At 70.6% G+C, this 11,874-nt stretch carries 12 protein-coding genes; 9 read left to right on the forward strand and 3 right to left on the reverse strand.

What is annotated here, in order from left to right; genetic code table 11:
* The first annotated feature begins 89 nt into the window (after positions 1 to 89).
* Positions 90 to 605, forward strand: a complete 516-nt coding sequence (locus AC07SQ_RS12985; RefSeq protein ID WP_495270974.1) for a response regulator transcription factor — start codon at positions 90 to 92, stop codon at positions 603 to 605.
* A gap of 136 nt (positions 606 to 741) precedes the next feature.
* Complete coding sequence (locus AC07SQ_RS12990) at positions 742 to 2,169, forward strand: alkaline phosphatase PhoX (RefSeq protein ID WP_095744229.1); 1,428 nt, start codon at positions 742 to 744, stop codon at positions 2,167 to 2,169.
* On the opposite strand, the gene AC07SQ_RS12995 is transcribed toward AC07SQ_RS12990, so the two are convergent.
* Positions 2,144 to 3,127 (reverse strand): LysR family transcriptional regulator, encoded by a 984-nt coding sequence (locus AC07SQ_RS12995; protein ID WP_095744230.1) that lies wholly within the window; start codon positions 3,125 to 3,127, stop codon positions 2,144 to 2,146. The genes AC07SQ_RS12990 and AC07SQ_RS12995 overlap by 26 nt on opposite strands.
* 128 nt (positions 3,128 to 3,255) lie before the next feature.
* Here AC07SQ_RS12995 and AC07SQ_RS13000 point away from each other — a divergent pair, with 128 nt between their 5' ends.
* Complete coding sequence (locus AC07SQ_RS13000) at positions 3,256 to 4,809, forward strand: M20/M25/M40 family metallo-hydrolase (protein ID WP_495270973.1); 1,554 nt, start codon at positions 3,256 to 3,258, stop codon at positions 4,807 to 4,809.
* A 24-nt stretch (positions 4,810 to 4,833) separates the two neighbouring features.
* On the opposite strand, the gene AC07SQ_RS13005 is transcribed toward AC07SQ_RS13000, so the two are convergent.
* Positions 4,834 to 5,685: a symmetrical bis(5'-nucleosyl)-tetraphosphatase gene (locus AC07SQ_RS13005; RefSeq protein WP_495270972.1), complete on the reverse strand. Its 852-nt coding sequence runs from the start codon at positions 5,683 to 5,685 to the stop codon at positions 4,834 to 4,836.
* A 23-nt stretch (positions 5,686 to 5,708) separates the two neighbouring features.
* Here AC07SQ_RS13005 and AC07SQ_RS13010 point away from each other — a divergent pair, with 23 nt between their 5' ends.
* From AC07SQ_RS13010 to AC07SQ_RS13035, 6 genes are all read left to right on the forward strand, one after another.
* The gene (locus tag AC07SQ_RS13010; RefSeq protein ID WP_495270971.1) at positions 5,709 to 7,019 is read left to right on the forward strand and encodes a hemolysin family protein; all 1,311 of its coding nucleotides are present in this window, start codon (positions 5,709 to 5,711) and stop codon (positions 7,017 to 7,019) included.
* 16 nt (positions 7,020 to 7,035) lie between these two features.
* Positions 7,036 to 7,977 (forward strand): protein kinase family protein, encoded by a 942-nt coding sequence (locus tag AC07SQ_RS13015; RefSeq protein ID WP_495270970.1) that lies wholly within the window; start codon positions 7,036 to 7,038, stop codon positions 7,975 to 7,977.
* A gap of 40 nt (positions 7,978 to 8,017) precedes the next feature.
* A complete protein-coding gene (locus AC07SQ_RS13020; RefSeq protein WP_495270969.1) occupies positions 8,018 to 8,989 on the forward strand; it encodes a VWA domain-containing protein in 972 nt (323 codons plus the stop codon).
* A gap of 10 nt (positions 8,990 to 8,999) precedes the next feature.
* Positions 9,000 to 10,328 (forward strand): adenylosuccinate synthetase, encoded by a 1,329-nt coding sequence (locus tag AC07SQ_RS13025; protein ID WP_495270968.1) that lies wholly within the window; start codon positions 9,000 to 9,002, stop codon positions 10,326 to 10,328.
* Between the two features lie 18 nt (positions 10,329 to 10,346).
* Positions 10,347 to 10,772, forward strand: coding sequence for a hypothetical protein (locus tag AC07SQ_RS13030; RefSeq protein WP_495270967.1), 426 nt, complete (start codon positions 10,347 to 10,349; stop codon positions 10,770 to 10,772).
* A 79-nt stretch (positions 10,773 to 10,851) separates the two neighbouring features.
* Positions 10,852 to 11,481, forward strand: coding sequence for an FABP family protein (locus AC07SQ_RS13035; protein ID WP_495270966.1), 630 nt, complete (start codon positions 10,852 to 10,854; stop codon positions 11,479 to 11,481).
* Positions 11,482 to 11,487: 6 nt separating this feature from the next.
* Here AC07SQ_RS13035 and AC07SQ_RS13040 read toward each other — a convergent pair whose 3' ends face one another.
* Complete coding sequence (locus AC07SQ_RS13040) at positions 11,488 to 11,841, reverse strand: hypothetical protein (RefSeq protein WP_495270965.1); 354 nt, start codon at positions 11,839 to 11,841, stop codon at positions 11,488 to 11,490.
* Between the last annotated feature and the right edge of the window lie 33 nt (positions 11,842 to 11,874).

The following is an 11,874-nucleotide window of genomic DNA, read 5'->3' on the forward strand; positions in this document are numbered from 1 at the left end:
CGAGAGGCGTCCTTGCATTGCATTTCGTGGCACAGGGACGCCGGGTTTACTTTTTTCCCCCAGCGTTGATCGACCGAGCGAGCATTGACATGTCCAAAGGAAGCGCCGAGCTGCGTGCCATTTCGGAACTGGACGACGCACCGCCCTTGAGCCCCGCCGTGGCCGCGAACGCCGCGGCGCGGCTTTTTGCCCAGGCCAACCAGCTGGACCTGGCCAACCTGATGACGGCGGTCGAGCGCGGCGACGTGTGGGCTGCTGCGCGCACGGCGCGGCAGATTCTTTGCGACATCGAGGAAGCTGCGCTGGAGGCACACGGGCTCGACAGATCGCGCGAAGCGGCCTGCGACGAGGGCCTGCTCTCGCCGCGCGAACTCAAGGTGCTGGAACTCGTGGCCCAGGGCTGGAGCAACCGGCGCGTGGCCGAGGCGCTGCACCGCTCCGACAGCACGGTCGCCAGCCAGATCAAGAGCATCTACCGCAAGCTGTCGGTCCATTCGCGCACGCAGGCCGTGCACGAGGCCACGCGGCGCGGGCTGCTGCGCCCCTCGGGCGCGACGCAGCGCCGGGTGATCCGGTTTCCGGTGTCCACCCCTGCTCGCAACTGAGCGGGGTCTGCGCGCGGCGCGAGCGCCGCGTGATCGCCATCGCGCCTGTCCACTGTCACCGTTCTGCCATCGGGCCTCAGAAGAATCGCGCCGTCAGCCAAGCTGACCACCGACTGACTTCTCCGATGAAAAGAACATGACCGACACCACGCAGCCTCGCTCGCCATTCCCCACCATTCCCCTCGACCTTCCCCAGCGCCGCGCCTTCCTGCAACGCTCCTTCGCGACCGCAGGCGCCGTGACGCTGCCGGCCTTTCTGGCTGCCTGCGGCGGCGGCGGTGGTGGCGGTGCGGTCGGCTTCCCGCCCCTGGCGGGCCTGCCGCCGAGTCCGCCGCCTGCGCCGGACGCACCGGCTCCGGCGCCCGCACCGGTCGAGCCGCCCGTCAAGAAGAGTCCGTTCGCCGAGTTCTCCGAGCTGCAGCCCGCCGATGCCAACGGCGTCATGCTGCCCAAGGGCTTCAGCTCGCGCATCGTCGCCCGGTCGGGCAGCGTGGCCGCGGGCAGCTACACGTGGCATGGCGCGCCGGATGGCGGCGCCGTGTACCCGGGTGCCGACGGCGGCTGGATCTACGTGAGCAACTCGGAAATCAAGGCGAACGGCGGTGGCGTCGGCGCATTGCGCTTCGACAAGAACGGCACGGTGGTCGATTCGTACCCGATCCTGAAAGGCACGACGACGAACTGCGCTGGCGGTCCCACGCCTTGGAATACCTGGCTGTCGTGCGAGGAATACGCCAGCGGCATGGTCTGGGAATGCAATCCCGCCAAGCCCTGGGTGGACGCCAGCAGCGCGCCCAGCCTGCCCGCGTTGGGGCTCTTCGCGCACGAGGCCGTGTGCGTCGACCCGGTCCACAAGACGCTCTACCTCACCGAAGACGCCTCGGGCGGCCGCGTCTACCGCTTCGTCTGCGACGCCACCGACTGGCCCGAGGGCGCCGACCGCGCCGCCATGAAGACCGGCCGGCTGCAGGTGCTGAAGGTCAAGGACATTGCGAACGACCTCGACCTGGCCGCACCGGCCCAGGCAGCGCTCAAGGACTTCAGCAAGCCGCAGCCCGTGGAGTGGCTGGACGTCATCAACGCCGACAAGGCGCAATCGACCGTGCGCAGCGGCATGCGCACCGCGGGCTTCACGCCGCCGGGCGCCATCTTCACCAAGGCCGAGGGCATCTGGTTCTTTGCCGGCATCGTGTACTTCGTGACCTCGTTCAATGCGCGCATCTGGGCCTACGACACGAAGAACGAGACGCTCGAAGTGATCTACGACGGCAAGGACAAGGACCCCGCCACGCATTCGATCGACGAGCCCGACAACCTGACGATCTCGGCGCTCGGCGACATCCTGGTGGCGGAGGACGCGGGCAACCTCGAGATCGGCGTGCTGCGCATCGAGGCCGGCACTTCGCAGCCGCTCATGCGCCTGGAGGGCCACGACGACAGCGAGGTCACCGGCCCGGCGCTCTCGCCCGACGGCACGCGCCTGTACTTCAGCTCGCAGCGCGGCGTCGGCAAGACCGGCCTCGGGATCACCTTCGAGATCACGCTGCCGTTCGCGGCGAAGTGAGGGGGCGCGGGGCCTGTGCGCCCCGCGTCTTCTTCACCGCTGCACTGGCACCCGGCGCCGGCAACTGCTCGCGCAGGTAGTCCAGGAAGGTGCGCACCACCTCCGGCAGCGTGCGATCGGCCAGCGTCTGCAGCTCGACCGAGCGCCCGCGCATGCCGGGCTCGCGGATCTCGGCCGCCACCAGTTCGCCGCGCTGCACGCGGTCGCGCACCGTGATCTCGCCCGTGATGGCCAGGCCGCCGCCCTGCAGCACGAAGTTGGCGAGCGCCTCGAAACGGTTGCTCACCAGCACGGGCTCGAACACCAGGCCGCGGTTGCTGCAGCCCACGTCGAACAGCTGGCGCACCGTGTTCTCGGGGCTGCCCAGTGCGATGGGAAAGGGATGCATCTGCGCCAGCGTCACGCTGCGCGACTTCGCCAGCGCATGGTCGGGCCGCATGATCGCGAACACCGAGGCCGGCTGGCGATGCTCGACCCGGATACCGCGCACCGCCGCGCGGCTGTAGGTCAGGCCGATGTCCGCTTCGCCAAGCAGCACGGCGTCGCTCACCTGCGTCGGCCCGGTGGCATCGAGCCGGAAGCGCACGCCCGGGTACTGTTCGCGGAACGCCGCGATGGTGCGCGGCAGGAACTCGTTGGCGAAGCCCGAGGAGCAGGCGATGCGCACCCGCCCGCTCAACGGCCCCTGCAGCGCCTGGATGTCCGACAGCACGCGCTCGGCCTCCAGCGCGCCGCGCAGGGCGTGCGCCGCCAGCAGCTCGCCCGCGGCGCTGGGCACCATGCCGCGTGGGCGGCGTTCGAACAGCGGTGCGCCCACCAGCGTTTCGAGCGCGGCCACCTGGCGGCTGATGGCCGAGATGCTGACATTCAGCCGCGCGGCCGCCTCGGTGAGCGAGCCCGTGCGGGCCACTTCGAGGAAGTAGCGCAGCGAGGTTTCCTGCAGGCGGCGGCTGGGCATGGGGTGATGTGAGGTTTGCAAGGAATGCAAAGGTAGCTCAAGAAAATAGCAATTGTTGAAAAGGTGCCCGCTTTTTATGCTGCGCAGATCCCCGGTTCGCCGTCCTGCTCCCTTCTGCGCTGCCATCCATGCCCACCCCTTCCCCCCGCTCATCCCGTCGCCTGTTGGCGCTGCTCCCCACGGCCGTCCTGCTGCTGGGCCACGGCCTCGCGCAGTCGGCCGAACTCTCGCCGGCCCAGGCCGAGCGCCATGCGCAGGCCACCTACCGCGAGTACTTCGAGCTGCTGGCGCTGCCCAACGACGCCACCGTGCCGGAGGACATCCGCAAGAACGTCGACTGGCTGGAGCAGGCCTTCCGCAAGCGCGGCTTCACGACGAAGCAGCTGCCCAACAGCGGCAAGCCGATGCTCTACGCCGAGTTCCCGGGCAGCGACCCCGCGCGCAAGACGGTGCTCTTCTACATGCACCTCGACGGCCAGCCGGTGATCCCCGCGCAGTGGGCGCAAAAGAGCCCGTGGACGCCTGTGCTCAAGCGCAAGACAGAGAAGGGCGAATGGGAAGAGATCGATGCGGCCCCGCTCTTCAGCGGCCCGCTGGACCCCGAGTGGCGCGTGTTCGGCCGGGCCTCGGCGGACGACAAGGGCCCGATCATGATGCTGCTGGCCGCCATCGACGCGCTGAAGGCCGGCGGCGGCCAGCCGGCGGTCAACGTGAAGGTGATCCTCGACAGCGAGGAAGAAAAGGGTTCGCCGTCGATCAGCCAGGTCATGCAGGCGCACCGCGAGCTGCTGCGCAGCGACGCCATCGTGATCCACGACGGCCCCATGCACGCGACCAACCGGCCCACGCTGGTGTTCGGCAACCGCGGCGCGGCCGATGCGCGGCTCACCGTGTACGGCGCCAAGGTGCCGCTGCACAGCGGGCACTACGGCAACTACGCGCCCAACCCGGCGCAGCGCCTGGCCAGCCTGCTGGCCACGATGAAGGACGACACCGGGCGCGTGACCGTGCCCGGCTACTACGACCGCGTGAAGATCGGCGAGGCCGAGCGCAAGATCATGGCCGCCGTGCCCGACGACGAGGCCGCGCTCAAGCGCCGCCTGGGCATCGCCCGCACCGACCGGGTCGGCGCCAACTACCAGGAGGCGATGCAGTACCCCTCGCTGAACGTGCGCGGCATGGCCTCGGCGGCCGTGGGCGACAAGGTGGCGAACATCGTCCCCGACAAGGCCGAGGCCGAGATGGACCTGCGCACCACGCCCGACTCCGACGCGCCCTACCTGGGCAAGCTCATCGAGGCGCACATCGTCAAGCAGGGCTACCACCTCGTGAAGGGCGCGCCGACCGACGAGGAGCGCGCCCGCTACGACAAGCTCGCCAGCTTCAGCTACCGCAGCGAGGGCGCCGACGCGGCGGGCTCGCCGATCAACTCACCGATCGGCCAGTGGGCCTACAAGGCGCTGACCGACACCTTCGGCACCACGCCCGAGCCGGTGCGCATCCGCATGATGGGCGGCACCGTGCCGACGGCGGAAATCGTGCGCGTGCTGCAGGTGCCGTTCGCGATCATTCCGCTGGTGAACGCCGACAACAACCAGCACGCGGCGAACGAGAACCTGCGCATGGGCAACTACGTGACCGGCGTGCAGACGGTCTACGCGCTGATGACGCACGGGTTCTGAGCCCCCGGACGGGGCGGGTGCCCGTCAGGCCCCCTTGCCGGGCTTCTGCGCCTGCTCGCAATTCACCTGGACCAGTTCGCGCTGGTCCAGCGTCGTGCCGAAGCGCACCGCGCTGAGGCAGCCGCCCCACACGCAGCCCGTGTCGGTCGACAGCAGGTCGGGCCGCGAAAGCCAGCCCAGCGTCGACCAGTGGCCGAAGGCGACCGTGGCCGCGGCGGTCTTGCGGCCCGGCACGTCGAACCACGGCAGGTAGCCCTCGGGGCCGGGAATGGCGCCGTCCTTGCTCTCGAACTCCATCACGCCCTCGGGCGTGCAGTAGCGCAGGCGCGTGAGCGCGTTGACGATCACGCGCAGCCGCGCGTGGCCCGTGAGCGCGTCGTCCCAGTGGTCGGGCGTGTTGCCGTACATCTCGTGCAGGAAGTCGCCCAGCGCGGGGCCGCGCAGCACCGACTCGACCTCCGACGCCAGCGCCAGCGTGTCGCCCACCGTCCATTGCGGCAGCACGCCGGCATGCACCATCAGCAGGTCGCCGCCGCCGACCTGCATGTGCAGCGCCATGTGCTGCTGGCGCAGCCAGTCGAGCATCGCCTCGCTGTCGGGCGCGGCCAGCAGGCCGGCCACCGTGTCCTTGCGGCCGCCCTTGCGCACGCCGTGCGCCACGCCCAGCAGGTGCAGGTCGTGGTTGCCCAGAAGGCTGCGTGCCGAGGCGCCGTAGCCCTGCAGGCGGCGCAGCACCGCGGCCGAATCGGGGCCCCGGTTGACCAGGTCGCCGAGCACCACGAGCGTGTCGCGGCTGGGAGAGAAATCGATCTTGTCTAGCAGCCGGCCCAGGGGGACATCGCAGCCCTGGACGTCGCCGATACAGTAAAGTGACATTCCCTCATTCTCTCCCCCCGTTCATGGATGTCTTCCTGCTGGCCTTGCTGACCACCCTCAATGCGGTGTTCGCAATGTCCGAAATGGCCCTTTCCACCAGCCGCCGCGCACGCCTCGCGGCCTTGGCCGAAACGGGGGACACCGGGGCGGAGGCTGCGCTGAAGCTGATGGAATCGCCCACGCAATTCCTCTCGACCGTGCAGATCGGCATCACCTCGATCGGCATGCTCAGCGGCATCGTGGGCGAGGCCGCCTTCGCGGCGCCGCTCGCGGTGTGGATGGAAGGCCTGGGCATGGGCGCCGGCACCTCCAGCATCGTGTCGACCGCGGTGGTGGTGACCTGCATCACCTTCTTCACCATCATCTTCGGCGAGCTGGTGCCCAAGCGCATCGGCCAGCTGTACCCCGAGCCGGTGGCGCGCTTCGTGTCGCGTCCCATGCGCGGGCTGGCCAAGGCGGCCAAGCCCTTCGTGTGGCTGCTGGCCGGCGCCACCGCCACCACGCTGAAGCTGCTGCGCATCGACGCCAACGCCGCGCGCTCGGTGACCGAAGAAGAAATCTCGGCCAGCCTCGAAGAAGGCGTGGACGCCGGCGTGATCGAGCAGCACGAGCACCAGATGGTGCGCAACGTGTTCCACCTGGACGACCGCCGCCTGTCGTCGCTCATGATCCCGCGCGCCGACATCGAATGGCTCGACGCCTCCAACACCGTGGCGCAGGCGCTGCAGAAGGTGGCAGACGCCGCGGCGCTCAACCTCGTGCACTCGTGGTACCCCGTGTGCCGCAACTCGCTGGACGACGTGGTCGGCGTGATCAGCGTGGCGCACCTACTGCGCCTGGGTTCCGCCCATAAGGGCGTGCTCGGCCAGGAGGCCACGCCCGCCGTGTTCGTGCCCGAGACGCTCACCGGCATGGAGCTGCTCGAGCAGTTCCGCACGCGCGCCGGCCGGCTGGTGTTCGTGGTCGACGAGTACGGCGTGGTGCAGGGCCTCATGACCCCGCGCGACCTGCTCGAGGCCATCACCGGCGAGCTGCAGCCCGGCATGCAGGCCGACGCCTGGGCCCACCAGCGCGCCGACGGCATGTGGGAGCTCGATGGCCTCATGCCCGTGTCGGAACTGCGCGCGCGCCTGGGCATCCGCGAGCTGCCCGATGAAGAGCGTGGCCGCTACAACACCGTGGCCGGCCTGCTGATGTCCGTGTCGGGCCACCTGCCCGCCGTGGGCGAGCACATCGATTGCGCCGGCTGGTGCTTCGAGGTCGTGGCGCTCGAAGGGCGCCGCATCGACCGCGTGCTGGCCTCGCCGGACCCGGCCGCGCCGCCAGAAGACTGAAGAGGAGGGTGCGGCCATGCTGTCGCTGCTTGCACTGAGTTGCCCCCAATGCTCGGCCCCGCTGACGCGCGCGGCGCGCTGGCGCACCGTCACCTGCGGCTACTGCGGCGCCACCATCACGCGCGGCACCGAAACCGTCGAGCGCGAGAGCTTTCGCGCCGCCTGGCGCCGCGCCAACGCGGCGCAGCTCGCGGACACCGGCCGGCTGCTGCAATGGCGCGGCGCGCACTACCGCGTGCTCGCGCCGCTGGGCCAGGGCGAACACAGCGAGGTGCTGCTGGCCGAACGGCTCGGCGCCGTGCCCGAGCGCGTGACGATCAAGCTCGCGCGCGACGCGGCGGGCGACGTCGTGCTGACGCGCGAGGCCGCCGTGCTGCAGGCGCTGCAAGCCCTGTCGGTGCCCGGCGCGGCCTACTTCACGCGGCGGCTGCCGCAGCCGCTGGGCCTGGGCGTGGCGCTGGGCCTGGGCGATGGCGAACGGCAGGCGCTCGTGCTGCGCCACCCGACCGGTTTCTGGGGCAGCCTGCAGGAGGTGCAGCAGGCCAATCCGCAAGGCATCGATGCGCGCCATGCCGTCTGGCTCTGGCGGCGCATGCTCGAGGTGCTGGCCTTCGTGCACGGCGCCGGCTGGACGCACCGCGCGCTCGCGCCCGCGCATGCGCTCGTGCATCCGCGCGACCACGGCGTGCTGCTCATCGGCTGGTCGCAGGCCAGGCAGGACGTGTCGGGCGGCGCCATCGGGCGCGACCTGATGGCGTCGGCGCGCAGCGTGCGCGCGCTGCTGTCCGACAGCGCCACCTCCGCGCCGCTGGCCGCCTTGCTGCGCGAGTGCAGCGACGACGCCGTGGCCTGCGAGCGCCTGGGCGCGCAGGGCATCGAGCAGGCGCTGTCGGTGGCCTCGCGCGAGGCCTTCGGGCCGCCGCGCTTCGTTCACTTCGACCCCGCGCCGGCAGGCTAGCTGCCAGCCTTTCACTTTTTCCTCACGAAGGAGCACGTCCATGGGTTACGGAAACTACTCGCACGCCGCCCACGCGGCCATCGTGGCCGACCGCGCCGCCAAGTCCGGCAGCGAGGTCTTCACGCAGACCGCCACGCACGCGCTCATGAACCCGCAGGGGCTCAAGGTGCGCGAGTCGCGCGACAACGCCGACCATCCGAACTCGCTGGGCATCGTGTTCGCGCTCGACGTCACCGGCTCGATGGGCGACATCCCGCAGACCCTCGCGCGCCGCGAGCTGCCGACCTTCATGAAGCTGCTGACCGACTGCGGCGTGGCCGACCCCCAGCTCATGTTCATGGCCATCGGCGACGCCACCTCCGACCAGGCCCCGCTGCAGGTGGGCCAGTTCGAATCGACCGCCAACCTCATGGACCAGTGGCTCACCTGGAGCTACCTCGAAGGCGGCGGCGGGGGCAGCGGCGAAGAAAGCTACGAGCTGGCTTTCTACGTCATGGCGCAGCACACCGACATGGACTGCTGGGTGAAGCGCAAGAAGCGCGGCTACCTGTTCGTCACGGGCGACGAGCTGCCGTACCCGGCCGTGTCGCGCCACCAGGTCGAGGGGCTCATCGGCGAGAAGCTCGACGAGGACATCCCCATCGAGGAAGTCATCGCCGCCGCGGCCGAGACCACGCACCTGTTCTTTCTGATCCCCGACGCACAACGCCGTCGCCGCTGCGAGCCGCGCTGGCGCGAGCTGCTGGGCGACCACGTGATCTGCATGGACTCGCCCGACGACGCCTGCGCCGTGGCCGCCGGCATCGTCGCGCTCACCGAGAAGGCCGTGCCCAGCCTCGACGCGCTGGCCCGCGTGATGGGCGCCACCGGCATGGCCAAGGAACGCGTGGGCGGCGTGCTGCACGCGCTCGACGGCTACGCCGCGCTGCTCGACCCGACCGCACCGCGCCGCGCCACGCCGGCCGCCGGCAATGGGGCACGCAGCTCGTGGTGGAAGCGGCTCTTCGGCTGACGGCCTGTCGTTGACTTCGACGCGCTACGTCTCGCTGCTCGGCCTCGGTTTCGGCGACTGCGGCAAGGGCCGCTTCACCGACTTCCTGTGCGGCGCCTGGGGCGCGCACACCGTGGTGCGCTTCAACGGCGGCGCGCAGGCCGGCCACAACGTGGTGCTGGCCGACGGCCGCCACCACACCTTCTCGCAGTTCGGCGCGGGCAGCTTCCAAGCCGGCGTGGCGACGGTGCTCGCCAGCCCGGTGGTGGTACACCCGACCGCGCTGCGCGTCGAGGCCGAGGTGCTGCAGCGCGCGGGCGTGCCCGACGCTTTCGCGCGTTTGTTCATCGACGCGCGCTGCCGCGTGACCACGCCGTTCCACCAGGCCGCCGGCCGGCTGCGAGAGTGGGTGCGCGGCGCGGCCGCGCATGGCAGCTGCGGCGTCGGCGTGGGCGAGACCGTGCGGCAGGCGCTCGCTGCACCTGAAACGACGCTGCACTACGGCGATCTCACGAACTCCGCGCGCACGCTCGACAAGCTCGAGGCCCTGCGCCTCGCGCTGCACCGCGAGTTCGCGAACGCGCTGCCTTCGTCGGCCGAGGCCGAGCAAGAGCTGTCCGTGCTCGCCGACGCTTCACTCGCACAACGCTGGCTCGACGCCGTGCAACCCTGCCTGCGCCAGTCGCCGCCCGCGAGCGCCGACGCCATCGGCGAACGGCTCGCGCGTGCCGGCACCGTGCTGTTCGAAGGCGCGCAGGGCGTGCTGCTCGACGAGTGGCGCGGCTTTCATCCGCACACGACCTGGAGCACCGTCTCCACCGCCGCCGTCGAGGCGGTGCTTCGCGATGCGGGCATCGCGGCGCCCGTGCAGCACCTGGGCGTGCTGCGCAGTCACCTCACGCGGCACGGCGCCGGTCCGCTGCCCACGCACGACCGCGCGCTCGATGCGCGGCTGGCCGAGCCGCACAACGCCGACGACGGCTGGCAGGGCGCATTCCGCCGCGGCCACCCCGACGCGGTGCTGCTGCGCTACGCACTCGCCGCCGCCGGGCCGCTCGACGGGCTGCTCGCCAGCCACCTCGATGCGCTCGCGCACGCGGACCTGCGCTGGTGCACCGGCTACCGCGATGCCGACGGGCACACGCTGTCATCGCTGCCGCTCGGCGGTGCGAGCGACCTGGATCACCAGTACGCGCTCACCCGCCTGCTGGAGGGCGCCCAGCCCCTGTACGACCCGAACCCCATCGCCAGCGCCTCCGAGTGGGTGCAGCGCGTGGAAGCCTTCAGCGGCCTGCCCGTGCGCTTCGGCGCGTTCGGCCCGGTGCGCGAGGCCGTCCGTGCGCGCGACCTGCTGCGCTGACCTGATGAGAAAGCCTGCGTGACCCCCAACCTCTTCCTGATCGCCGGTGCCGTGCTGAGCGCCATTGCCGCGCTCTTGCACATCTGCGTCATCTTTGGCGGCCCGGCCTGGTACCGCTTCTTCGGCGCGGGCGAGCGGATGGCCGCGAGTGCCGAAGCCGGCCACCTGTACCCCGTGGCCGTCACGCTGGTCATCGCCGGCATGCTGGGCGTGTGGGCCGCCTACGCGCTGGCGGGCGCCGGCGTGTTGCAGCCGCTGCCCCTGCAGGCGCTGGTGCTGCCTGCCATCACCGCCGTGTACCTGCTGCGTGGCCTTGTCGCCGTCGCGATGTGGCTGGTCGACCGGCGCCGCCTCAGTGCTTTTTGGGTGTGGAGCTCGCTCGTGTGCTTCGTGTACGGCGTGGTGCACCTCGTCGGGCTCGTGCAGGTCTGGGACACGCTCTGACGACCTCGCCGCCACGGCACTCAAGCAGAATCAGAACCGACAAGCTCCTCTCCGTTTTCCTTCCCCCACGACACACACCATGACCACTCCCGAAGACATCTACACCGAACCCCCCGCCGATCCCGACACGCTCGCCAACCTGGGCCCGCTGCGGCCGCTGGCCGGCATCTGGGAGGGCACGAAGGGCGTCGACGTCAAGCCGAAGAAAGAGGGCCCGAAGACGCAGGTCTACGTCGAGCACTACGAGCTGCAGCCCATCGACGCGCAGACCAACGGCCCGCAGCTGCTGTACGGCCTGCGCTATCACACCTACATCCACAAGCCCGGCCTCACCAAGATGTACCACGACCAGGTCGGCTACTGGCTGTGGGAGCCGGCCACCAGCACCGTGTTTCTCACGCTGGCCATTCCGCGCGGACAGGTGGCCATGGCCAGCGGCCACGTGAAGCCCGGCGACACCGAATTCACGCTCAGCGCCGAGCACGGCAGCCTGGTGAACGGCATCGTGTCGAACCCGTTCCTGGAGCGCGCCTTCACCACGGTGGCGTGGAACATCACGGTGAAGATCAACGCCGACGGCAGCTGGTCGTACGACCAGGACACCGTGATGCAGATCCTGGGCCAGGCCGAGCCCTTCCATCACACCGACCGCAACACGCTCACGCGCGTCGGCGAGCCAGGGCTCAATCCGCTGGCGAAGATGGGCTGAGGCCCTTCAAGCGGCGGGCGGCTTCGGCGTGCGCAGGCGCCGCAGCCGCACCGTGAGCTCCTTCACCAGCTGAAGCTCCCCGCGCCGCTGCGCCACCTCCAGCGCCTGCGCGAACGAGGCTTCGGCCTTCGCCGCGTCGCCGAGCGCCAGCGCGAGCAGGCCCTGCAGCCGCCACGCGGCGGTGAACTCGGGGTCGAAGACGAGCGCCTTCTCGACATGCATCAGCGCCGTGGGCGCGTCGTCGCGCCGGTGGTGCGCCAGCGCCAGGCTCATGCGCAGCAGGGCGCCGTCGCGGCCGGCGGCCAGCAGGCGCTCGAGCGCCTCGGGGGAGGGGCCGGGTGGGGTGGTGGCGGTGTTCATGGGATTCGTTCGACCTTCCTTGAGGGACTTTGA

It is taken from the genome of Variovorax sp. GW821-FHT06D12 (assembly GCF_059419205.1).